This window comes from Ectopseudomonas composti (assembly GCF_900115475.1).
GTDB lineage: Bacteria > Pseudomonadota > Gammaproteobacteria > Pseudomonadales > Pseudomonadaceae > Aquipseudomonas > Aquipseudomonas composti.
Genome location: NZ_FOWP01000001.1, coordinates 227,048 through 250,916 on the forward strand (window position 1 = coordinate 227,048; position 23,869 = coordinate 250,916).

Annotated in this window: 14 protein-coding genes; 5 read left to right on the top strand and 9 right to left on the bottom strand. The window is 64.4% G+C overall.

From position 1 onward, the window contains the following. The first annotated feature begins 96 nt into the window (after positions 1 to 96). The 3 genes from BM059_RS01065 to cobB all read left to right on the top strand — a co-directional run bounded on the left by BM059_RS01065 (position 97) and on the right by cobB (position 5,182). Positions 97 to 3,492, top strand: a complete 3,396-nt coding sequence (locus tag BM059_RS01065) for a hybrid sensor histidine kinase/response regulator (RefSeq protein WP_074936128.1) — start codon at positions 97 to 99, stop codon at positions 3,490 to 3,492. After that, the gene (locus BM059_RS01070) at positions 3,467 to 4,174 is read left to right on the top strand and encodes a response regulator (protein WP_074936130.1); all 708 of its coding nucleotides are present in this window, start codon (positions 3,467 to 3,469) and stop codon (positions 4,172 to 4,174) included. The genes BM059_RS01065 and BM059_RS01070 overlap by 26 nt, the downstream gene beginning before the upstream one ends. Positions 4,175 to 4,450: 276 nt before the next feature. Beyond that, positions 4,451 to 5,182, top strand: coding sequence for a Sir2 family NAD+-dependent deacetylase (gene cobB, locus BM059_RS01075; protein WP_074936132.1), 732 nt, complete (start codon positions 4,451 to 4,453; stop codon positions 5,180 to 5,182). A gap of 180 nt (positions 5,183 to 5,362) precedes the next feature. Here the strand turns inward: cobB and BM059_RS01080 are convergent, their stop codons facing one another. The 4 genes from BM059_RS01080 to ptsP all read right to left on the bottom strand — a co-directional run bounded on the left by BM059_RS01080 (position 5,363) and on the right by ptsP (position 13,213). Further along, positions 5,363 to 7,543 (bottom strand): hypothetical protein, encoded by a 2,181-nt coding sequence (locus tag BM059_RS01080; protein ID WP_074936133.1) that lies wholly within the window; start codon positions 7,541 to 7,543, stop codon positions 5,363 to 5,365. Between the two features lie 148 nt (positions 7,544 to 7,691). Next, positions 7,692 to 9,419: a fructose-specific PTS transporter subunit EIIC gene (locus tag BM059_RS01085; RefSeq protein ID WP_074936135.1), complete on the bottom strand. Its 1,728-nt coding sequence runs from the start codon at positions 9,417 to 9,419 to the stop codon at positions 7,692 to 7,694. 12 nt (positions 9,420 to 9,431) lie between these two features. Next, a complete protein-coding gene (gene pfkB / locus BM059_RS01090) occupies positions 9,432 to 10,352 on the bottom strand; it encodes a 1-phosphofructokinase (RefSeq protein ID WP_074936137.1) in 921 nt (306 codons plus the stop codon). After that, positions 10,352 to 13,213: a phosphoenolpyruvate--protein phosphotransferase gene (ptsP, locus tag BM059_RS01095; RefSeq protein WP_074936138.1), complete on the bottom strand. Its 2,862-nt coding sequence runs from the start codon at positions 13,211 to 13,213 to the stop codon at positions 10,352 to 10,354. The genes pfkB and ptsP overlap by 1 nt, the downstream gene beginning before the upstream one ends. Positions 13,214 to 13,395: 182 nt before the next feature. On the opposite strand from ptsP, the gene cra reads away from it, so the two are divergent. Next, positions 13,396 to 14,382, top strand: a complete 987-nt coding sequence (gene cra / locus BM059_RS01100) for a catabolite repressor/activator (RefSeq protein WP_037000708.1) — start codon at positions 13,396 to 13,398, stop codon at positions 14,380 to 14,382. Between the two features lie 53 nt (positions 14,383 to 14,435). Here the strand turns inward: cra and BM059_RS01105 are convergent, their stop codons facing one another. Then, the gene (locus BM059_RS01105) at positions 14,436 to 16,493 is read right to left on the bottom strand and encodes an AsmA family protein (protein ID WP_074936140.1); all 2,058 of its coding nucleotides are present in this window, start codon (positions 16,491 to 16,493) and stop codon (positions 14,436 to 14,438) included. A 136-nt stretch (positions 16,494 to 16,629) separates the two neighbouring features. Here BM059_RS01105 and BM059_RS01110 point away from each other — a divergent pair, with 136 nt between their 5' ends. Then, on the top strand, positions 16,630 to 17,409 hold the full coding sequence (locus BM059_RS01110) for a TatD family hydrolase (RefSeq protein WP_074936142.1): 780 nt from the start codon (positions 16,630 to 16,632) through the stop codon (positions 17,407 to 17,409). Between the two features lie 79 nt (positions 17,410 to 17,488). Here the strand turns inward: BM059_RS01110 and BM059_RS01115 are convergent, their stop codons facing one another. From BM059_RS01115 to BM059_RS01130, 4 genes are all read right to left on the bottom strand, one after another. Beyond that, positions 17,489 to 19,519, bottom strand: a complete 2,031-nt coding sequence (locus BM059_RS01115) for a methyl-accepting chemotaxis protein (protein WP_037000711.1) — start codon at positions 19,517 to 19,519, stop codon at positions 17,489 to 17,491. A 358-nt stretch (positions 19,520 to 19,877) separates the two neighbouring features. Then, positions 19,878 to 20,711 carry a regulatory signaling modulator protein AmpE gene (gene ampE / locus BM059_RS01120; RefSeq protein WP_074936143.1) on the bottom strand — a complete coding sequence of 278 codons (834 nt, stop codon included), beginning with the start codon at positions 20,709 to 20,711 and terminating at the stop codon, positions 19,878 to 19,880. A gap of 2 nt (positions 20,712 to 20,713) precedes the next feature. Beyond that, positions 20,714 to 21,265, bottom strand: a complete 552-nt coding sequence (ampD, locus tag BM059_RS01125; RefSeq protein WP_074936145.1) for a 1,6-anhydro-N-acetylmuramyl-L-alanine amidase AmpD — start codon at positions 21,263 to 21,265, stop codon at positions 20,714 to 20,716. Positions 21,266 to 21,496: 231 nt separating this feature from the next. Continuing rightward, on the bottom strand, positions 21,497 to 23,797 hold the full coding sequence (locus BM059_RS01130; protein ID WP_074936147.1) for a DUF1631 domain-containing protein: 2,301 nt from the start codon (positions 23,795 to 23,797) through the stop codon (positions 21,497 to 21,499). Between the last annotated feature and the right edge of the window lie 72 nt (positions 23,798 to 23,869).

Sequence of the window (23,869 nt, forward strand, 5' to 3'; positions counted from 1 at the left end):
CAGCCTGTAGGCGCGGCTGGGCAGCATCGTGCTGCTGCGAAAACGCTTCGCGACTGAAGCCGCTCCTACAATCCGCCCACGATCAGGACTTCGCCCGTGCAGCCAACCGGCACCCAGCGCATCATCAAGATTCGCCGCGACTACAACGCCTGGGTCGCCGACGAGACCATGGAGGACTACGCCCTGCGCTTCACGCCCAGGTCGTTCCGCAAATGGTCGGAGCTACGCATCGCCAACACCGCGCTCGGCGCCGTGTCGTTCCTCGCCCTGGAGGCCATCGGCGGGGCCCTCGCGCTGTCCTACGGCTTCACCAACACCCTGTGGGCGATCCTCGCGGTCAGCCTGGTGATCTTCCTCACCGGTCTGCCGATCAGCTACTACGCTGCCCGCTCCGGCCTGGACATGGACCTGCTGACCCGTGGCGCCGGTTTCGGCTACATCGGCTCGACCATCACCTCGCTGATCTACGCCAGCTTCACCTTCCTGTTCTTCGCCCTGGAAGCGGCGATCATGGCGCTGGCTCTGGAGCTGTACTTCAACATCCCGCTGGCCCTGGCCTATGTGATCTGCTCGGTCATCATCATTCCGCTGGTGGCCTATGGCATCACCCTGATCAACCGCCTGCAGATGTGGACACAGCCCGTGTGGCTGTTCCTGCTGGTGCTGCCTTACGTGTTCGTCATCGCCAAGAACCCCGAGGCACTGTCGGACTGGACCAGCTTCGCTGGCCGCGAGGGCGAACCTGGCAGCTTCAACCTGCTGCACTTCGGCGCTGCCTGCACCGTCGCCCTGGCCCTGATCACGCAGATCGGCGAGCAGGTCGACTACCTACGCTTCCTACCGGAAAAAACCCGCGCCAACCGCGTACGTTGGTGGACCGCACTGCTGCTGGCAGGTCCCGGCTGGATCATCCCCGGCGCGCTGAAGATGCTTGCCGGTGCCTTCCTCGCCTTTCTCGCCCTGCAACATGAAATCCCCATGGAGCGCGCCGCCGAGCCGACGCAGATGTATCTGGTGGCGTTCAACTACGTGTTCGCCTCGTCGCAATGGGCACTGGCGGCCATGGTGCTGTTCGTCATCGTCAGCCAGGTGAAGATCAACGTCACCAACGCCTACGCCGGCTCGCTGGCCTGGTCGAACTTCTTCGCCCGCATCACCCACAGCCACCCCGGCCGCGTGGTATGGCTGGTGTTCAACGTGGCCATCGCGCTGATGCTGATGGAGCTGGGCGTGTTCGAGGCGATCGAGGAAGTGCTCGGCCTCTATGCCAATATCGCCATCGCCTGGATCGGCGCGCTGGTGGCCGACCTGGTGATCAACAAGCCGCTGGGCCTGTCGCCGAAATACATCGAGTTCAAGCGCGCGCACCTCTACGACATCAATCCGGTGGGCGTCGGCGCCATGCTGATCGCCTCGCTGCTCTCGGTGCTCGCCCACGGCGGCCTATTCGGCGCACTGGCGCAAGCGGCTTCACCAGCCGTGGCGCTGGGCTCGGCTTTTTTGTTGGCGCCGTTGCTGGCCTGGCTGACCGGTGGGCGCTACTACATCGCTCGCGAACGTCAGCCGCACCTGCTCTACCCCCACACCGAAGCCGGCCAGGTGCAGTGCTGCCTGTGCAACAACCGTTTCGAAGAGCCGGACACCGCGCACTGCCCGGCCTACGGTGCGCCCATTTGTTCGTTGTGCTGCTCGCTCGACGCGCGTTGCGAGGATCGCTGCAAGCCGCGTGCACGCCTGACCGATCAGCTCGACGACTTCATCGGCTGGCTGTTCCCACGGGTTTCCATCCCGCGCCTGCACAGCCGCCTGGCGCAGTACCTGGGCCTGCTGAGCCTGCTGGTACTGATGCTGTTTGGAGCACTGGCACTGATCTACAGCCAGGTCTCGCTGGGGCTGCCGACACAAGAACCGGAGATGCGCCAGACGCTGTTCCAGGCGTTCCTCAAGGCCTTCCTGACCCTCTCGCTGTTCGCCGGCATGCTTGCCTGGTGGCTGGTGCTGACCCGCGAAAGCCGCCGCGTGGCGCAGGAGGAATCGGATCGACAGACGCTACTGCTGATGCAGGAGATCGAAGCCCACCGCAAGACCGACGAAGCCCTGCAGCAAGCCAAGGAGGCCGCTGAGGCGGCCAACGCAGCGAAGAGCCGCTATGTCACTGGGCTGTCGCACGAGCTGCGCACACCACTCAACAGCATCCTCGGCTACACCCAGATTCTGCAGCGTGATGCCGCCATGCCGAACCAGCACAAGGATGCTCTGGCCACCATCCTGCGCAGCGGCTCGCATCTGCTGTCGCTGATCGATGGCCTGCTCGACGTGGCCAAGATCGAAGCCGGCAAGTTGCATCTGGAGCTCGCGGAAATTCCCTTCCCGGCGTTCATCGACCAGATCGAGCGTATGTTCACACCCCAGGCCGCCGAGAAAGGTCTGCGCTTTCGCCTTGAATCCAGCGGCCGCATGCCCACGGTGGTGCGTGGTGACGAGAAACGTGTGCGGCAGATCCTGATCAACCTGCTGGGCAACGCGGTGCGCTTCACCGAGCGTGGCGAGGTGTGCCTGCGGGTTGGCTACATGCGCGAGACGGCCACCTTCGAGATCATCGACACCGGTATCGGCATCGCCGCGGAACAGATCGAGCGCATCTTCCAGCCTTTCGAACGCGGCGACCTGATGCACCAGGACAACGGTGTCGGCCTCGGCCTGACCATTACCCGCATGCTCACCTCGTTGATGGGGGGCGAGCTCTCGGTGCACAGCGAACCCGGCCAGGGCACGCGCTTTCAGGTCCGCCTGTTCCTCTCCGAAGTGCGCGTACCGCAGGCGGTGGTGCACGTCGAACACGACATCACCGGCTACCAGGGCGAGCGCCGCCTGATCCTGGTGGTGGACGATCACCTCGAACATCGCCGCGTGCTGGCCGGCATGCTCGAACCACTGGGCTTCGCAGTTATCCAGGCCACCAGCGGCCAGGAGGCGATTCGCCAGGTGGCGCTGCACAATCCGGCGCTGATCCTGATGGACCTGTCCATGCCGCAGATGGACGGCTGGGAAACCAGCCGCCTGATTCGCCGCAACACGCAGTGCCAGGCGCCGATCATCGTGATCTCCGCCAATGCCTTCACCGATGACCGTGAGCGCAGCATCGCCGCCGCCTGCGACGACTACCTGGCTAAACCGGTGTACACCCCGCAGTTGCTCGAGCGCATCCAGCATCAGCTCGATCTGACCTGGCTGCGCCGCACCCAGGAGCAGTCGCCACTGCCCGAGGCCATGGTGCTACCGGGTAGCGACGACCTGCAGGCGCTGCGCGAACTGGGCGCTCTGGGCTATGTGCGCGGCATCCAGCAACGCCTGGACGATATCGACCGCCGCAACCCGAGCTGCGCCGGCTTTACCGCATCCATGCGCCTGTTGGTGAAGCGCTTCCAGCTCGACGAATTCAACCGCCAACTGAAGGAGGCCGAACATGAATGCGCCGCTCCACCAGCCTGAGTCATGCTCGACCGCCAGCCTGTCGGCCGAACGCGGCATCATCCTCATCGTCGACGACACGCCGGACAACCTCGCGTTGCTCTCCGACGCCCTCGACGACGCTGGCTACATGGTGCTGGTGGCGTTGGACGGCGCCAGCGCACTGGGACGCATCCAGCGGCGCCGGCCCGACCTGATCTTGCTCGACGCAATGATGCCGGGGCTGGACGGTTTCGAGACCTGCAGGCGCATCAAGGCCGAACCGAGCAGCGCCGATATCCCGGTGCTGTTCATGACCGCCCTGACCGACAGCGAGCACGTGGTGCAGGGCTTCGAGGCCGGCGGCATCGATTACGTGACCAAGCCGATCAACCCCGAGGAAGTGCTCGCCCGTGTCGCCTCGCACCTGCGCACCGCGCGCATTCTGCAAGCCGCACGTGCGGCATCGAAACCCGTCAGCCTCAGCCTCGACGATGCCCCGGCGCATGCCAGGCTATCGGCGCGCTTCCAGCTCACCGAACGCGAGGTGCAGGTACTGCGCTGGGTCGCCTGCGGCAAGACCAACCGCGACATCGGCGACATCCTCGGCCTCAGCCCGCGCACGGTGAACAAGCACCTTGAGCACGTCTACGTGAAGCTCGGCGTGGAAACCCGCACCGCCGCTACCTCGGTGGCGCTGGCGGCAATGAGCGAGCGGGGATGACCCCAGCCCCTGCATGTGTCGTCTTGCTCCAGAGCCAGCAAAGGCGTAGCCCGGATGCAATCCGGGAGCGCTGTGCCGGTGATTCCCGGATTTCATCCGGGCTACGGTTCTGACCCACGCGTAGGGCGGGTGCAACCCGCCATTGCCGAACCGGCGGGTGTCACCCGCCCTACAGAATAAGTGAACGCCCGTAGGGTGCGCCGCGCGCACCCGGGCAAAGGCGTTGGTGCGCACGGCGCACCCTACGGTATTCGGAATTGGCTTAGAGTTACCGCAATGCAGACCTGCTTCGGAGCCGCCATGCCCCATCCCAATATCGTCATTCTCACCGGCGCCGGTATCTCCGCCGAGAGCGGTATCCGCACCTTCCGCGCCGCTGACGGGCTCTGGGAAGACCACCGCATCGAAGAAGTGGCCACGCCCGAAGGCTTCGCCCGCGACCCCGCGTTGGTGCAACGTTTCTACGATATGCGTCGCGCCCAATTGCGCGACCCGGCCATCGCGCCGAATGCCGGGCACCTGGCCCTGGCCAAGCTGGAAGACGGCTGGCAGGGCGAGTTCCTGCTGGTCACACAGAACGTCGACAACCTGCACGAGCGCGCCGGCTCCAGACACCTACTGCACATGCACGGCGAGTTGCAATCGATGCTGTGCAGCAACAGCCAGCAGCGCTTTCCATTGCAGGACGACATGCCGGTTAGCCAGGCGTGCACCTGCTGTGGCCTGAAGGGCACCTTGAGGCCGGACATCGTCTGGTTCGGCGAAATGCCCTATCACATGGAGCGCATCTACGACGCGCTGGAGCAGTGCGAGCTGTTCGTCAGCATCGGCACCTCGGGTCATGTCTACCCGGCGGCGGGGTTCGTCGAACAGGCCCGTCGCGCGGGCGCGCATACGCTGGAGATCAATCTGGAACCGAGCCAGGGCCATTCGCTGTTTGCCGAGAAACGCTACGGCCCGGCCACCGAGCAATTGCCCCGCTGGGTGGCTGAGCTGCTGACGAGCTAAGAGCCACAGGCCTTTTAGGCGCCAGCTTGCTGGCGATTAGTCTATCTGCCACAACAGAACGTAGGGCGGGTGAAACCCGCCAATTATCGAGCCGGCGGGTTGCACCCGCCCTACGCTTATCAGCTGACGTCCCCTCTCCCCCGGCCCCTCTCCCGCAAGCGGGAGAGGGGTGGCAAGTACCTACTGCGCAGCGGCGTCGACAGGCGCCGCCGCTTCGGCCGGCACCTCCGGCTCCGGGCTGAACACGCCATGGCTCCAAGCGTAGTAGCCCAAGCCCAGCGCCAGCAGCAGCGCCAGTATCCACGGCCACACCACCGGCTTGTTGGCATAAGGATCGCGCAGAGCGCGGTCGCTGCCTTTGGGCAATTCCGCCATCTGCGTGAGCGCGGTGCCGAAGGGGATGCTGATGCGCGCCTGGGCATTCACCGCCCAGCCGTTGCCATCGAGGATCGGCCCCAGGCTGCGGCGACGCAGCTTGAACCAGGCCAGCAGCATGGCCGGCCCGGAAATGGCCAGCAGCACGCCGAGCAGCAGCAATGGAACCTGCCACCAGGCCAGCGACAGAATCCCTGTGACCACTGCAGCCAGTGCCGTGCCCAGAGCGCCGACCGCCAGGCCGATGGCCGCGAAGATACCGGCGAACTTGGCGATATCGAAGGCCGGGGTAGGCGTAGCGGCCGGAGCGGCCCCGGTTTCGCCGACCTTGGCTGCGGTCTTGCTGACCATGTCCGCGTCACGGCTGGCGGCGAGCTTCTGTACCTGATCGGAAACCAGCTTGGAAATGCGTCGATACGGTGACCAGAACGCCTCGCGAATGCTGATGGCGTGCTGCACCACCTTGACCACGGTGGCATCCCAGTCGTTGCCGTCGCGGTCGTAGAACAGGCCATGGCGGCCCGCCTGCAGATCACCTTCGCTGCCAGCGGTCACCGCCACCACGATATTCAGCGCCTCCTTACCCCGCACCGGCTCGCCGCGACGCGTGCACGTGCAATAGAGCAGGAAGCAATCGCTGGCCGCCGCCACCTTGGCGTGAGCCTCGACGTTGTCGACCTCCACCACCAACTCGCAGCTCTTGCCGTCGATATACAGAACCCCGGCCTGGAACACGGCCTTCTCGTGACGCGAATAGAACGCCTGGAAGGACACGAAGTTGCGCAGCAGCGTAACCAGGCCATGACGCAGGCGAATCAGCTTGTCCAGTTCGACCAGCCCGTCCGCCGCCTCGGCCACGGTCTTGTCCTCTTCGACCAGCGCCAGCAAACGGGCCTCGGCGCCCTGCTCCACCAGTTCGAGAATACGTCCGCGCTCCAGCATTTCGGCAATCGCCACTTTCGGCGTCTCGGCGCGCCAGGCCAGGTAGTTGCTGCACAGCGCAACCAGGTGCTGCCACTGCTCGCGCGACAGGCTGTCCTGCTCGCCATACACCGGCACCACCACACGCTGGCGAAACTCATCGATGGCACGCTGCCAGGCCGGGTTGAGCCCCTTGTCCAGCGGCAGCTCATCGCCATGCTGCACCACCGCCAGCGGCAGGTCGGCCACCTCGCTGGCATCGGCTAGGGACAGCGCGGCCAGACGCACCAGCTCTTCTTCCTTGGCATTCATCAGGGCGGCAGCACGCGGGTCGAACTCGGCCATGGCCACGCGCGTGAAATAGTCGTCGATCTTGGCGCGCACCGCGCTCAGCGCCTCGACAGCGGCCACCGTACCCTCGCCGAAAGCATCCAGCCCCTGCTCGGCGGCACGCGCATGCCAGGCATGCAGCTGACGCGCCTGATCGAAGAAGGCGGTGATCTGCTCGGCACCGATGGCCGGCTCACCACTGCGGTCGGTCTGTGCGCCCAGGCAGGCGATGATATCGGCGATGGCGGCCTTGAGTTCGGCATCATCGGTCAGCGTCGCCGGCACCAGACCATCACCATTGGATTGGTGCGGCGGGAACAGCTTCGCCAGATCGGCGGTATCGGCCGGCGTCAGGCTCTCGGCATCGGGCCGCCCAAGCACCCCCAACAGGCGTTGCGCGGCCAGACGCAGGCGCGCGCCCACAGCATCTTCGGTGAGCGAGGACAGCTGCAGCGGGCCGTCATGGAACAGCACGGCGGGGTCGACCAGGCGCGCCAGTGTCCAATCGACCACATCGAGAATTTCCGGGGCGCGGATACGACCATCATTGTTCAGGTCGATGTATTGCAGCATGCGCCGATCCAGCTCCAGGTTGTTCACCGGGCAGGCCAGGCTGGCCCAGAGTTTCTGGTCCAGGCCGCGCAGAGCAGCGAGATCCGCCGGGGTTTCAAGTTGCACCTGATCGAAGCCGCCGGCACGGAAGAAGCGCCAGCGATGCGCGAGAGCTTGAGTCATCTACAGAAGATCCTTTCTTTTGTGAGGGCGACTGCGCCACGAAGCCAGCGACGATCCGTCGCTGTGTATCGGCGCGTGGATCAGCCAACAGACTCCTACTACCCAGGCGCTGTTCGCCTCAGTGTAACCGAGGCGCAGCGCCGTGCGCCTATCGTGCCTCGACCGTCATCGGCTGCGCCTCGGGCTGCTTGATCAACGCATAGAGCACGCCAGTAAGCAGGCTACCGGCAACGATGGCCAGCAGGTACAGGAGCGCGTGGTTGATGGCGTTGGGGATCAGCAGCACGAACAGACCACCATGCGGCGCCATCAGCTTGCAGCCAAAGTACATCGACAGCGCCCCGGTCAGCGCACCACCGGCGATACTCGCCGGGATCACCCGCAGTGGGTCCTTGGCGGCGAAGGGAATCGCCCCCTCGGAGATGAAGCACAATCCCAAAACACCGGCTGCCTTGCCGGCCTGGCGCTCGCTCTGGGCAAACTTGCGCCGCGCCAGCACGGTGGCAATGGCCATGGCGATCGGCGGCACCATACCGCCAGCCATGGTCGCAGCCATCGGCGCGTAGCTGCTCGACGCCAGCAGACCGACCGAGAACGCATAAGCCGCCTTGTTGATCGGCCCGCCCAGGTCTACGCACATCATGCCGCCAAGCAGCGCGCCAAGCAGGATGGCATTGGTACTACCCATGCTGTCGAGGAACTGGGTGAGCGACTGCAACACATCAGCCACGGGGCTGCCGACGATATAGATCATCGCCAGGCCGGTGACCAGACTGGCCAGCAGCGGGATGATCAGAATCGGCTTGAGCGCCTCCAGACTCTCCGGCAAGCGCACCCAGCGGGCAATGGCCTTGGCCGAATAGCCGGCGATGAAACCGGCGACGATGCCACCGATGAAGCCGGCCCCCAGCGAGCTGGCGAGCATCCCGCCGATCATCCCCGGCGCCAGGCCCGGGCGATCCGCGATGGAATAGGCGATATAACCGGCCAGCACCGGCACCATCAGCTTGAAGGCGGCATCACCACCTATCTGCATCAGCGCGGCGGCGAAGGTGCCCTCCTCCTTGAACGCCTCGATGCCGAAAACGAACGACAGCGCGATCAGCAGACCGCCTGCCACCACCATCGGCAGCATGTAGGAAACACCGGTGAGCAGGTGCTTGTAGGGACCGGACTTCTCGCCGCTGCTGGCCGCGGCCTTGCCTTCGGTTGACGCGGCCTCGCTCACCGGACGCGCCTCGCTCAAGGCCCGCTCCAACGTCTGTTGCGGCTGCTTGAGCGCCACGCCAGTGCCACAGCGATAGACCTTCTTGCCAGCGAAACGGCTGGTATCCACCTCGATATCGGTGGCCAGCAGCACGGCATCGGCGGCGGCGATGGCGGCATCGTCGAGCAGGTTGCGCGCACCGACCGAACCGCGGGTTTCCACCTGCAGGTCGATGCCCATGCGCAGCGCCGCCTGCTGCAGCGCTTCGGCAGCCATGAAGGTGTGCGCCACACCGGTGGGGCAAGCGGTCACTGCTACCAGTCGGCGGCGGCCGTTCGCAGCAGGCTCGCTACTTTCGCCATAGGGCTGAGCACGCTCGGCGGCGTCACGCAGAAAACGCTGTGGGTCGGCCAATGCCTCGGCCGGTGAAGCCTGAAACAGACGCTTGCCGGCAAAACGGGCCAGCGGCAGCTCACCGGTCTTGACCACCAGCACCCAGTCGGCGGCGGCGATCTGCGCTTCGCTCAATGGCGATCCAATCGCGCGCGCGTCATGCACCTCGACACGGGTTTGCCAGCCCAGGCGCTCGGCTGCGGCCTGCAACAAGCGCGAACACAGCACGCTGGTGACCTGGCCATTGGGACAGGCAGTGACGATCAGCAGATTCATGGTGGGTGCCTCTTATTTTTCTAAAGGGTGCAATTGCACGGCCGCTTCGAAACGGGCCAGTTGCTCGCGATCATGGATGCCGAAGCCGATCTGGGTGACCGCCTGCGCGGCCACCGCGGTGGCCAGGCGCAACGTACGCTCGGCCGGCCAGCCCTCGAGCAGGCCGTGCAGGCTGGCCGCCAGCAGCGAATCGCCGGCACCAACCGTGCTGACAACCTCGACACGCGGCGGTAAGGCGCGCAGGGCAATCTCCGGCCCATGCCAGTCGACGCCGTCGGCGCCACGTGACAGCAGCACGTGCTCGATACCCTGTGCGCGCAGCGCCTGCACGACAGCAGGCAGGTCGCTGCCGCACACCTCGGCCAGCTCTTCTTCGTTGGGCTTGATCAGCCACGGGGCGACGCCCAGGGCTGCCTGTAGGGCGGAACCACTGCTATCGACCGCCAGCGGCACGCCGCTGGCCTTGATCCGCCGCAGCAGACCGGCGAACCACTCAGGCGTCACACCCCGCGGCAGGCTGCCGGCAACCACCACGGCGTCATGCCCGGCGAGCAACGGCTCCAGCTCATCTTGTAGACGTTGAAGGTGCTCGGCCTCGACCTGCGGGCCGGGGCCGTTGAGGTCGGTGATACAGCCATCGGCCTCGGCCAGCTTGATATTGCTGCGCGTCTCACCTGGCACACGGACAAACAGATCGCGGAAACCACGCTTGTGCATCAGGCTCTCGAACGGTGCGGCATTGGCGCGGCCGAGAAAACCGCCGACGCTCAGGCTGTGGCCAAGGTCGGCCAGCACCTGGGCGACGTTCAGGCCCTTGCCGGCGGCGTGGCTGCGCAGCTCATGGCAGCGGTTGATCGCGCCGGGCTGCAGGCGGTCGAGACGCAGGGTCAGGTCCAGCGCCGGGTTCAGGGTCAGGGTCAGAATTCGAGCCATCAGTGCATCTCCGCCACCAGCGCACGCACGGCGCTGGCACTGTCCAGGGTCAGGGCGCGGTCCGCCAGGGTTCGCGCCTGGCGGCTGTCCAATTCGCGCACACGCGCCTTGACCAGGGCAATCGAACGCGGCGTCACGCTCAGCTCGTCTACGCCCAGGCCAACCAGCAGCGGCACGGCCAGGCGGTCGCTGGCCAGTTCACCGCAGACACCGACCCACTTGCCCTGTGCATGGGCAGCGGTCACGGTCATCTCGATCAAGCGCAGCACGGCCGGGTGCAGGCCATCGGCCTGCGCCGACAGCTGCGGATGACCGCGATCGATGGCCAGGCAGTACTGGGTCAGGTCATTGGTGCCGATACTGAAGAAGTCCACTTCGCGCGCCAGCACCGGTGCCAGCAGCGCCGCCGAGGGCACTTCGATCATGATGCCGATCTGCAGGTCGCGCACTTCGATCTCTTCGCGCAGGCGCTGCACCAGGTCACGCGCCGCGCGCCATTCCTCCACCGAACCGACCATGGGGAACATGATCCGCAGCGGACGGCCATCGGCCGAGGCGAGCAAGGCGCGCAGCTGGGTTTCCAGAATCTCCGGGCGCTGCAGGCTCAGGCGAATGCCGCGCACGCCGAGGAAGGGGTTCTCCTCGGCCGGCATAGGCCAATACGGCAACGGTTTATCGCCGCCGACATCCAGCGTGCGCACCACCAGCGGGCGCCCGGCCAACGCATCGAGCACGCGCCGATACTCGCGCTCCTGCGCGGCATGATCCGGCGCCTGGGCATGCTCCATGAACACCAGTTCGGTGCGCAGCAGGCCCACCGCTTCCGCGCCCAGCGCCACCGCATCGGCGGTTTCGCCACTGGCGCCGATATTGGCCGCCACCTCCACGAGCACGCCATCGCGCGTCTGCGCACTGTCAAAACGCGCGGCATGCGCCTGCTCACGGCGTTGCTGTGCGCTCTCACGCTCATGTAGCGCCTGGTCGCGCTCTGCTGCGTCCGGAGCGATGCGCAGCAGCCCGCTGTCGCCATCGAGCAGCAGCGGCGTGCCTTGCGCCAACGCCAGCACGCCATCACCGGCACCTACAACAGCGGGAATCCCCAGGGCGCGGGCGATGATCGCGCTGTGTGCGGTGGCGCCACCGCGAGCGGTCAGGATGCCGGCAACGCGCTGGCGGTCGAGGCCAGCCACGTCCGACGGCACCACCTCGGCCATCACCAGAATGTAGGGCTCGCTCGGCTCACTGGGCAACTCAACGCCACAGAGGTGTGCCAGCACACGGTTGCCGATATCACGCAGATCAGCCGCACGCTCGGCCAGCAGCGGGTCGTGCAGTGCTTCCTGGCGTTTGGCCGCGGCCTCGACTTCGACCTGCCAGGCTGCTTCGGCGCTCGCCCCCTTGCTCAGGCAGGCTTCGACATCCTCACGCAGCGCCGGATCAGCGAGCATGGCCAGGTGGGCACTGAAGATCTCACGAATGCTCGCCACGCCGGCACCATCGACCAGGCGCTGAATCTGCGCGGCGACAGCCGCCAGTGCTGAATCCAGTCGCGCGCGCTCCTGATCGACGCCCTGGCCTCGCTCGGCGAAATCAAACACCGGCGGCGTACGCACCAACGCCGGGCCGATGGCGATACCGGGCGAGGCACCGACCGCCTGCAGACGGCTACCGGCAACGGGGGCGAGCGCTGCGACCGGCTCCAGCTGCGCTGCCACCTCGGGCAACGCTTCGCTCAGCGGTTCGACGGCTTCGCCCAGGCCACTTTCCAGCGCGGCACGAATGGCCGGCAATGCGCTGTCGGCAATCGCTGGTTCGGCGCTGAATTCGAGCATCTGGCCGCGTCGCGCACCCAGCGCCAGCAAACGGCTGAGGCTCTTGGCCGAGACCCCGGCCCCCGTGTCACCGAGCAAGCGCACGCGAACTTCGCCGGTGAAGCCCTGCACCAGTTCGCTCAGCGCCTTGGCAGGGCGCGCGTGCAGACCATGGGCATTGAGCAGCGGCACACTGAGGTTGGGCCAGTCTGGCGGCACTTCACCGCCCAGCGCCTCGATCACCTGGCGGCTGTCGCTGGCTTCACTGAACGCAGCAGCACGACCACCAATCAGCACATCGCACAGGCGCTCCAGCGCCTGACGGTGCGCCTCGCCCTGGCTGGCCAGGCAGAACAGGCCGCGTAGCGCCTCATCGCGAAACGTCAGCGGCTGCGCTGGGGTGACGAAGGCCAGGCCAGGCCGCTCGACACTGGCCTCGCTGTGCAGCCACCACAGACCATCGCCCAGCGGCAGCGGCTCACCACGCGCCAGCCCGAGGGCGAAGCCACTGCGAGCACAGCCGGCTTGACGCAACAGACGCGCGCCCTGCCAGAGCAATTCGTCGAAGTCTTCGGCGGGCTGTGCCAGCGCCACCAGTTGCCCGTCCAGTGCCAACGCCTGCGGTGCGCCCTGCAGCAGTTCGAGTATCTGCGCCGGCTCGTGGGCTTCACGCAGCGCCTGGCTCAGATCGCCTTCGCCCAGGGCACGGGTCAGTAGTTGCAGCAGGTGCAGGTGTTCGTCGGATTGCGCGGCAATGGCGATGGCCAGGTAGACCTGCTGGCCGTTGCCCCAGTCCACGCCTGCGGGGAACTGGATCAGGCTGACGCCGGTGCGCAGCACCTGATCGCGGGTCTGCGGCGTGCCATGGGGAATCGCGATGCCCTGGCCGAGATAGGTCGAACCCTGCGCCTCACGTGCCTGCAGGCCTTCGAGGTAAGCCGCAGTAGCCAGGCCGGCACTGGCCAGCGCATCGCCGAGCATGGCCAGGGCTTCGCCCTTGTTCGCCGCCGCTCGGCCCATCTGGATTTGGCTGGCATCGAGTTCGAGCATGGTGGTCTCCGACTTATTGTTTTGGCTAAGACTAGCTGATGAATCGCATTGCTGAAACGTTTCATCAGGCACTGGCACCTTATCCGATAATGGGTAATCCTTGAAGCCCGGTCGTCGTCGAGTCGGTGTAGACTCGCCGCGCTCGCACGCTCGAAATTCTCTCTCTGCATGGTGCTGCGCCCGTGAAACTCAGCGACATTGCCCGCCTGGCTCAGGTCTCCGTGACCACCGCCAGCTACGTGATCAATGGTCAGGCCGAACGTCGGCGCATCAGCCCTGCGACCGTGGCCAAGGTCTTGGCAGTGGTCGAGGAGCATGGTTATCGCCCGGATCAGCAGGCCGCCAGCCTGCGCCGTGGGCAAAGTCGCTGCCTGGGCTTCATCCTGCCGGACCTGGAAAACCCCAGTTATGCGCGCCTGGCCAAGTTGCTCGAACAGAAAGCTCGCGCCGCCGGCTATCAGTTGCTGATTGCCAGTTCCGACGATGACCCGAGCAGCGAGCGGCAGTTGCTCGAACTGTTCCGTTCACGCCGCTGCGAGGCACTGATCGTCGCCAGTTGCCTGCCAGCGGATGACCCGCTGTATCCAGCCATCGTCGCCGCCGGCCTGCCGGTCGTGGCCGTGGACCGCGCGCTGTCGCCCACCCACATTCGCTCGGTGGTCAGCGATGACGAGCAGGCCGGGCGTACCCTGACCGAAAGCCTGCTGACGCCCAAACCCCGGCATATCGCCCTGCTCGGCGCACGTGCCGAGTTGGTCATCAGCCAGGCGCGCGAACGGGGCTTCCATTCGGCACTGCAAGGTTTCGACGGGCGCATCAGCGTCTACCACGGCGAGCTGTTCAGCCGCGCCAGCGGTTACCGGCAGATGCAGGCACTGCAGGAGGAAGTCGGCCCGCCAGATGCACTGCTGACCACCGCCTATGTGCTGCTCGAAGGGGTGTTCGACGCTCTGCGTGAACAGGGCAGCGAGCAATGGCCGGCGGTACGTCTGGCCACCTTCGGCGATACCCAGCTGCTGGATTTTCTGCCGCTGCGGGTCAATGCCATGAGCCAGCAGCACGAACGCATCGCCGAACGCGTGCTGGCCTGGACCCTACGGGCGGTGGAGCACAACGACTACCAGCCCGGTATCGAGGCCATCGGCCGCAGCTTCAAGGCGCGAGCCTAAATATCGGCCTTAGAGACTGAGGCGGGTTGCACCCGCCCTGCGCGCCGGGCGGCTCACTGACCACCCTGAATCTTCCGCAGCAGCGGCTCGCACTGGCTCGGCTCATCCCCAGCACTGGGCGCCACCAGCGCCAGCAAGCCGGCGGCTGGTGCTACGGCCACCCCCAACGCGACCATGCCGGCACCTCGCAGTGCCAGCGGCGTAGCCTGCACGCCAGGCGCAGGTTCCTTGAACGTACCGCGCACATACAGCGGCGAGCGCAGGGAAAAGATACGGAAGCCCTTGGTCGACGGCGTGATGGTGAAATCCAGGCGCTCGCTGGCGAAGTTGGCGCTGCCATCGACCTTGATCACCGCATTGTCGGTGTCGATGACGAACAACCGCGTACTCATCAGCCCCTGCTCGATCCCGAGATCAGCCGCCGCGCAGTGGATCTTCACCTCCTCGTCGCCGAACAGCCTGCCCACCAGGTAGTTGCCGACATTCAGCCCGGCGATCTCCATCAACCCACGGCTGACCGCTCCATCGTTGATCAGCATCTTCAACTCGCCATCGGCGCTGCCGAGCAAGGCCGCCACCGAGTTGCCGCGACCGCTGATGCGCGCATCGCCGTTGAGCTCGCCGAAGCTGGTCTGCATCGGCGCGAAGGTCGGGAACAGTTGCTTGAGTTTGAGATCGCGTGCGCGCAGACGCATCTGCCCCTGCAGCGGCGTGGTCGCGCCGTTCAGACGAATCTGTGAGTCAAGCACACCGCCGGCCATGCCAAAACGCAATGGCTCCAGACTCAGCGTGCCGTCATTGAGCACCACATGGGTGTCGAGATCGGTGATCGGCAACTGCTCGCTGTGCACGATGCGCTTGCCGACGAAGCGCACGTCAGCGTCCATCGCACGCCAGCGGTCGGTACGAAACCCGGAAACGGGCAACGCCTTGTTCGCCGGCTGTACGTCCCGCTCACCACGTTCGCGCTTGTCCTCGCTGGAGCCGGCGCCGATCAGCGGTGCCAGGTCACTGAACAGCAGCTGGTTGGAGGTCAGTCGGCCGGACAGTTTCGGCCGCGGCTCGCGGGCCACGAACGTCAGGTCGCCATGGATATCGCTGTCGCCGATCCGGCCATTGAAGCCGAGGTAGCGAAAGGTCGCCCCGTCGGCGTCGTGCAGGTCGGCCTGCAGACGACCATCGGTGCTGTAAGGCGGGGTATCCGGCAAGGTCACGCCGGTCAGCGGATACAGCTGACCCAGGCTGGCACCGGACAGGCGCAAACGCAGATCCAGAGCGCCCAGGTTCTGCGGATCGGTCAGGCTGCCGGCCAGCACGATGCGCGTCGCACCAATGCGCAGATCGGCCTGCAGCGGGAACGGTTGCGACGCGTCGTGCAGCGCCAGCAGGCCACCGACCTTGCCATTGCCGGTCAGCGGCTGACCACGGAAGCTGCCCTTGGTCTGCCAGGCGAAGGCGTAATCCTGGGCGCTGACATTGCTCTGCGCCAGACGCTCGGCAGTGCTCTTGCCCACGATGTCGGCGAATGGAATCGGCTCCCCCAGCGGTTCGATCACCGACTCCAGACGGGTGTTGCTGACCTTGTCATCCAGCTTCACCTGCCCCTTGTCGAAAACGATGGTGCCGATATCCAGCGTCCATGGGCTGGGCTGAGCGTTATCGTCCGGCTGTTCCTTGCTCAGGTCGAACACCCAGTTGGCCCGGCCATCGGCCAGGCGCTGCAGATCGGCGACCGGCGCACCAAGTTCGATACTGGGGATATTCACCGTCTTCCATAGAAGCGGTAGCGGAGACAGGCGAAAACTCACGCTATCGAGGCTGACGAAGGTATCGCCCTGCGCCCAATCGGGGTTACCCAGACGCAACTGCTCGGCGGCAAAATGTGGCCAGGGTAGCCAGGCACTCAAGCCTTGCTGGCCGGCCTCACGCTGCCAGACCACGCGCAGGTCGCCCTCGATGGCGAACGGCCGATTCAGAGCCGCAGAAACCTGCTCGTTGATCAACGGCCGCGCCCGGTTCCAGTCGAACAGCACCAGAAACAGCATCAGCGCCGCCACCAACAGCAGAAAAACGGCGAGCAACGCGCCCAACAGTTTGCGTACTTGGCGCACCCAGCGACCTCCTTATTTCACTGCCCGAGTGAAACTCGTCCATGTCCATACGACTGAAAAGATTCGCCAACGCTCCCTTGCTCTGGCAGGAAAGGGAAAAATAGCCGACTCTGAACGCCCACTCGTGAGCTGACCGATGCGCCTGATCGACACCCATACCCACCTCGATTTCCCCGATTTCGACGCCGATCGCGACGAAGTGCTCGCGCGCAGCCGCGCGCTCGGGGTACAGCGCATGGTGGTGCTTGGCGTCTACCAGGCCAACTGGCAGCGGCTGTGGCAGTTGGTCGAGGACAACGAAGGCCTGTACGCCGCATTCGGCCTGCATCCGGTCTATCTGGACGAGCACAGCCCGCAGCATTTACTTGAGCTGCGCGACTGGCTGGGCAAACTGGCTGGGCAGCGCAAGCTGTGCGCTGTGGGTGAGTTCGGCCTGGACTATTACCTGGAGCATCTGGATCGCCAGCGCCAACAGGCACTGTTCGAAGCGCAGCTACAACTGGCCGCCGACTTCGAACTGCCGGCGCTGCTGCACGTACGCCGCGCGCATGCCGCGACCATCGCCACGCTCAAACGCTTTCGTCTGCCGCGCGGCGGCGTCATCCACGCCTTCGCCGGCAGCCATGAGGAAGCCCGCGAGTACATCAAGCTGGGTTTTCGCCTCGGCCTTGGCGGCGCCGCCACCTGGCCGCAGGCCAATCGGCTGCGCAAGGTGGTGGCAGCTCTGCCACTGGACGCCATCGTGCTGGAAACCGACGCCCCTGACATGGCGCCGGCCATGTACGCGAATCAGCGCAACAGCCCGGAATACCTGGCTGAAATCTGTGCCGAGCTGGCGGCGCTACGCGGTATGACGGCCGAGGAGCTGGCAGCGGCCAGCAGCCGTAATGCGGATAAAGTGTTCGGCTGGTACTAAAGTCAGGTCGACTCTGTGGGAGGGGCTTCAGCCGCGACGACTACAAACGCATCGCTGCTGAAGCGCCTCCACAGAGCAGTCAAACCCGGAACGCGCTGATCAGTTGCTTGAGACGCGAAACCAGTTCGCTCAGTTCGCGGCTGGCCTGTTCGGTCTGGCTGGCACCGGCTGCGGTGCGCTCACCCGCGTGGTTGATCTCGACGATGTTCTGATCGATATCGTGCGCCACCGCTGTCTGCTGCTCGGCAGCCGCCGCGATCTGCTGATTCTGATCGACGATCATGCCCACCGCGCCAAGGATGTTCTCCAGGGCCGACTGCACCTTGGCCGACTCGCTCACCGTGCCGTCAGCCATCTGGTGGCTGGCATTCATCGCCTTGACCGCGGCACCGACGCCGCCCTGCAGTTTGACGATCATCGTCTCGATTTCTTCGGTGGACTGCTGCGTGCGCTTGGCCAGGTTACGCACCTCGTCGGCCACAACGGCAAAACCACGGCCCTGCTCGCCCGCACGCGCCGCCTCGATGGCAGCATTGAGCGCCAGCAGGTTGGTCTGCTCGGCAATGCCCTTGATCACATCCAGCACCTGGCTGATGGCGGCACTGTCGCTGGCCAGCTGATTGATCACCGCCACCGACTGATCGATCTCGCCGGCCAGACGCTGAATCGCGCCGACCTGCGCTTCGACCAGCGCGCGCCCGGTGACCGTCTCCTGATTCACGCTCTGCGCACTGCCTACCGCCGCGGCGGCACTGCGCGCCACTTCCTGAGCCGTTGCCGACATCTGGTTCATCGCGGTCGCCACCTGCTCGATCTGCGCACGCTGGCTGGCCACCGCCTGGTTGCTCTCGCCCGAGACCAGTTCGACACGATCCGCCTGGCCGCCGACTTCGCCCACCGTATGCCCGACGCGCTCGATCAGGTCATGGATGCGCACCACGGTCTGGTTGAATACCTGGCCCAGCTCGCCCAGCTCATCACGGCTCTGCGCCTGGAAGTTGACCGTCATATCGCCCGCCGCCACCTTGTCCATCACCTGGCCTAGGTTCTTCAGGGTCGAACGAGTAGACACATAGAAACCGCTGTAGAGGTAGACAATCAGCAGGAACACCACCACCAGCGCCACCACCAACAACACCATCTGGGCGCGGTTCTCGGTCAGGCGCTCGCTCAACTGACTGTCGAGGAAGGCCAGCAAGCCGTCGTTGAACGCATAGGTCTTGGCCATTTCCTGGCTGACCTGATCGTAGAACTGCGCCCAAGGCGTATCCAGGCTGTCGGCGATGATCACCTGATCCTCGAACAGCACGGCGCTGTCCTTGAGCGTCTGCCGACTGGCCTCGGCGAGACTGCCCAAGCCGTTCTGAGCAGCGACGTTGCCGGCCAGCGCTTCCTGCAGGTTCAGGCCATATTCGGCATGGAGTTTCTCCAGCAGCAGCAACAGCTCATCGAACTTGGTGCTGGCTGAAGAATTGAGGAAGCCCTGTCCCAGGGAATAAGCACCAATAGCGCGGCCCTGGCTCAGGGTCTCGGTAATCTGCGGGGTGACATTGGTGATCAACTCGGTGATCTGCCGCACCTGACGCTGCGGATCCTGGCTGAGGCCGGCCTGGCTGGCCACCAGTTTGATGAACACCTGGGAAGAGCCGAGCAGCTTCTCGACGATCACCGCCTTGCTTTGCAACGACGTCTCGGCCTCGGCGCTCTTCAGATCGGCCAGCAGTTCGTCGCGTTTGGCGACGAATTCGGCACTCTGCTCGGCATCGTAGGTCACCGGATCGAGACCTTGCAGACCGGCGCTCAGCGACTGCTCCAACTGGTCGATGCGCCCCTCCAGATCCCCCGCCTGACCGGACTGACCGATCATCGAGTTGATCTGCACCAGATCGTTGAGGCTCTCCAGGTCGCGGCGCAGCTGCAAGCTACTACCCAGCAACTCGAGGCTCTCCAGGGCAGTCTGGGTGCCAACGAACTGTCGATAGGAATCGCGCACCAGGTAGAAGTTGGTGACGAGCATGGGCAGGAAGAATAGAACGCTGATCAGGCTGAACTTCATACCGAAGCTGAGGCGATTCATCAGCGCGATGGCCGGATACAACACGGTCTTCACTAGACGTCTCCAGTTGCCATTATTGTTATTGGTATCACTTGAACGGCCGCCGCGCCTGTTACGGGCTGACAACGGCGTCCTGCGCAGCCCGACCTGTTGCGCGTGGATCGACGCGGTCAATACAGGCAGTAAATGTGACGATAATCACTAAACAGGCTCGGCTACCGCCTCCTTATACCCCTTATCGACAGGCGCCTTTGTAACTTAAGGTTAAACACGCGCAGCGCTAGTCGCCCTCCTTGAAAGGTAAGCGTAGTTCGCCATAGCAATGATAGAAGGACGCAGGGCGGGCACAGTCCGCCACGCTGCGTTACAGCAGGCTGCACACAGCCTGCATGGCGCCGCCTGGATACGGGCTCTAGATGAACAGCACCCAAACCGCGTAACCGGCGTACCAGACCACGGCAGCACGTATCAGCAGTTGCCACAGTTGATCCAGGGTATCGACACCCTCTTCGCCCATCACCGGCGGCGGCATTTCGCCGGCCGCACGCCCGGCCTTGACCACCAATTGCGCGGCGGAAATGTCCCAGCTCAGCAGCTCATGCAACAAGGCGCGGCTGACGGCGACGAAGTTGCCGACCAGGGCGAAACTCGAAGCCAGCACCCGCGCGGGCAGCCAATCGAAGGCATGCCGTAGTTGCACGGCTCGCTCACGTAGAGCTGGCTGCTCCGCATGCTCCGCGCTCAATGCCAGCAAGCGATAAGCCAGCGCAGCCATGGGCCCCAGCAGCAGGTACCAGAAGATCACCGCAAAGAAGCTCTGGTAAGCCTGCCACAGCAAATGCCCCTGAACCTGCTGGAGCAGCTCGGCGCCCTCCTCCGGCGTCAACGCCAGGTCACGTTCGGCCACATGGTAGGCCGCCTGACCATCACCGCGCCGCCAGGCATCACGAAACGGCCCCAGCGCCGCGAGCAGGTCACCACGCCCCAGGCTGTAGATCAGTACCAGCAGGTGCACGGGCAAGGCCAGCCAGCCGTAAGCCAGCGGCTTGAGGATCAACAACACCAGGCCGAGCAGCAACACCGGCAGCAGCACCAGAAGCGCCAGGCACAACCAGGGGGCTTGCTGCAGGCCACTTTTTTGCAAGCGCTGCAATTGCGCCAGCCAAGGGCCGTCTTGCTGGATGCGCAGGCGCCATGCGGAAAATTTCTCGACCCACAGCACCAGCAGAATCACCAGAAAACTCATTGCTACCTCTCCTTCAATTCGGCATGCAGGCGCGACCAGTCGAACGCTGGCCCCGGGTCGGTCTTGCGCCCTGGCGCAATATCGCAGTGGCCACGGATACGCTGCGTCGATAACGCCGGGTAGGCGTCCAGCAGTTGCCGCGTCAGTTCTGCCAAGCGGGCGTACTGAGCATCGGTATACGGCAGGTCATCCGTTCCTTCCAGCTCCACACCTAGCGAAAAATCATTACAGTTGTCACGCCCGTCGAACCAGGACACGCCAGCGTGCCAGGCACGATCCAGACAGGAGACGAACTGCGTGGGCCGGCCATCACGCTCGATGAAGAAATGCGCGGAAACCTGCAGGGATGCAATCTCGACAAAGAAAGGATGTTCATGCGTGGGCAGCTGATTCTGAAAGAACGCCTGCACCTTGCCAGTGCCGAACTGCCCAGGCGGCAGACTGATGTTGTGCACCACCAGCAGGGAGATCTCGCCACTGGGGCGAGCATTGAAATTCGGCGAAGGACAGTGATGAATGCCCTGAAACCAGCCGGTTGAGGGGTCGAGCTGCATGGAATGCTCCTGAACGAGCCCCCACTCTAGAGCAGGTGGCTACAGCGGCCAAGAGCGAGGCCGCAACAGGATGTGCAAGAGGGGAAATCTCAGGCTAAAACAAAGAGCGGGAAACGCAGAACGGTGAGTTTGTAGGATCCAGCTTGCTGGCGATCATCCGCTCGCCTGACGAGGACTATCGCCAGCAAACCGACTCCTACAGATAGCAGCAGAGCTGCTCTCAGACGTAAATCAGGCGTTCTTCAGTTTGCGCAGGTTACCGATTACCGACTCCAGCGCACGATCGAACAACAAGGCATCGTCGAGCAGGCGAATGGCGTTGCGACGGAACTCCACGGCCAGGGCGTTACGCGTTTTCTCCAGCACCTTCATGCCGGTGCGATTGACGAACACGTACTTGCCAGTCGGCTTGATGATCGCCGCCAGCTTGCAGCGCAGTTTGTGTTCTTCGTCCTCCTGAAACTCGACCCAGCTGCCGACGCGCAGGCTATCTACGTACTGCAGCGCCTCGTCATCGTCCGGCAACACTACATCGGGCTCCTGAGGCCGAGTCTGCCCGGGCGCCAGAAGAATGATTTCCTCGACCACCTCGACCATGGCCGGCGCGTCTTCCACCGCCTCGGCAGCCGGCAGCTCCAGCAGCGGCAGCTCGATGTCGGCTTGAGCAGCGTCGCTCGTCGCCTCGGACTCCTGTGGCGCCACCTCAGGTTCCGGTGCAACGCGCTTGAAGCGCTGGAAGGCCTGCACATGCAGCACTTCCAGCTGACTGAAGAATTCGCTGGTGGAGAAAGGATCGAAGGCCGCACTGGCCATGCCTTCACGCAGCGCCTTGAGCAAGCCAGGCACCAGCTCCAGCAAGCGCAGACGCGCTTCGGGATCTTCATGTGGCGCGACGCTCCAGACCAGATCATCCATCGTCTGCAGCGCAGCATGCCACTCGTCCGAGTCCACGCCATGCTTGAGGCAAGTGAGCATCAGCACCTTGCTCCAGGCTTCCTGCAGCAGACGCACCACCACCTCCGGCAGAGTCTTGCCCAGCAGACGCTCGTTCAATGCATGTTCGACCTGGCGGCGAGCTAACTCGGCCTTGGCGCTGCCTTCTTCGGCATCGCGGGTGCGTTGTTCGAGCAATTCGCTACGACGGCGCTCGTCGCCGGTGAACGCCATGAACTCGGCCAGCAGCTCGGAGAAGATCGCCGGATCATCGACGAAATCGTTGAGCAAACGCTGAACCACCTGCTCGATCTTCTGATACAGGCTGTCGCGCTGCGCATCGTCTTGATCGACCCAGCCCAATGCCGCAGAAGCAATTTCATTGAGCAGGCGGCGTGCCGGATGGCTGCCACGGCTGAAGAAGGTCTTGTCCAGCACGGCGACCTTGAGCATGGGGATCTGCAGGCGGCCGATCAGTGCCTTGAGCGAATCCGGCAACGTGCGATCATCGAGAATGAACTCGAACAGCATCGACACCAGATTGATCACATCCTCATCGACCTCACCCACCACCCGCGTCTTGCCGCTCTTGCTACTGGCACGCTCGAGCAGTTGTTCGAGTTGCTCGCGAAGGTCGAAATCTTCGATGTTGACCTGTGCCGGAGCACGCTGCTGCATATGCGACAGCAGGCGCATCAGATCATTACTGGTGATCGGCAGCGCATCGCTGACCTGGGCACGGCGCGGCATCGCGCTACCGCGCACTTGTGACAACAGATCCTGCAAGGCGCCGAATACTTCCTGCACGCCTTGATCGGCACCCTCAAGCAAGGGCATGCCTTCCTCACCGGCGCTGTGGGCATAAGAGGACGTTGCAGGGCGCTGCTGGCGGCGCGGCTGTGCGGACTTCAGCTCAGGCAGTATGCCTGCGCTGATCAACGCCTGATTGGCCTCGGCGTAGAGAACATCACAGCCGCCCAGCACGTATTTTTCGAACAATTTGAGGATGATCAGCTTGACCTTGATCTCCACGCCCAGACCACTACAGGCGTCGAGAAAGTATTCGCTGAGCAAGGTCGGGCCGAGCGGGTTGCTCTTGTCATCGAGCTTCTTGCTGATCAGCGCATTGAGGCGCGTGGTGAGATGGCCCAACGCGACCGCATCACGGCTCAACACCTTGGCCACCATGGCGTCCAGCGCCACTGTTTCTTCCAACTCGTCGTTCTGCACCAGGCTCAGGCTATCGAACGACACGGCATCCAGAGCAGGCTGAGGCTTGCCAATTTCATACTGATTGAGGTTGGCGAAGGACTCGAACACCTTCTGCAGGAAGCCACGCTCGATATTCTTGCGCTTCAGACGCAGGTCGCGCATGGCCTCGAAGAAAGCATTCTGCTCGGCATTGCTGGTCGCCCGATCTGCCATCTCGAAGAGGGTATCGTCGGCGTTATCGAACAGGCTCTGCAGGTTCTGCTTGAGCTGTTGCGCCGCTTTGTCACGCACCTGAATCAGCGCCACGGGCAGTCTTCCTACCGGCGAAGTTGGCGATTGCTCTGCGGTGGCCTTGTTCAGGTGCACCACGTTCGCGTCGGTCTTCATTCTAGTCTCCCGCAGACTGCCCGAACCCGGGCTTCCTGGTCTGCACAGCGTCAACCGAGCGTCGTCCGTAAC

Bases quoted from the DNA above. Each gene is read 5' to 3' on its own strand.
- BM059_RS01070 (WP_074936130.1), top strand. From the start codon at position 3,467: ATGAATGCGCCGCTCCACCAGCCTGAGTCATGCTCGACCGCCAGCCTG.
- cobB (WP_074936132.1), top strand. From the start codon at position 4,451: ATGCAGACCTGCTTCGGAGCCGCCATGCCCCATCCCAATATCGTCATT.
- BM059_RS01080 (WP_074936133.1), bottom strand. From the start codon at position 7,543: ATGACTCAAGCTCTCGCGCATCGCTGGCGCTTCTTCCGTGCCGGCGGC.
- BM059_RS01085 (WP_074936135.1), bottom strand. From the start codon at position 9,419: ATGAATCTGCTGATCGTCACTGCCTGTCCCAATGGCCAGGTCACCAGC.
- pfkB (WP_074936137.1), bottom strand. From the start codon at position 10,352: ATGGCTCGAATTCTGACCCTGACCCTGAACCCGGCGCTGGACCTGACC.
- ptsP (WP_074936138.1), bottom strand. From the start codon at position 13,213: ATGCTCGAACTCGATGCCAGCCAAATCCAGATGGGCCGAGCGGCGGCG.
- BM059_RS01110 (WP_074936142.1), top strand. From the start codon at position 16,630: ATGCGCCTGATCGACACCCATACCCACCTCGATTTCCCCGATTTCGAC.
- ampE (WP_074936143.1), bottom strand. From the start codon at position 20,711: ATGAGTTTTCTGGTGATTCTGCTGGTGCTGTGGGTCGAGAAATTTTCC.
- ampD (WP_074936145.1), bottom strand. From the start codon at position 21,265: ATGCAGCTCGACCCCTCAACCGGCTGGTTTCAGGGCATTCATCACTGT.
- BM059_RS01130 (WP_074936147.1), bottom strand. From the start codon at position 23,797: ATGAAGACCGACGCGAACGTGGTGCACCTGAACAAGGCCACCGCAGAG.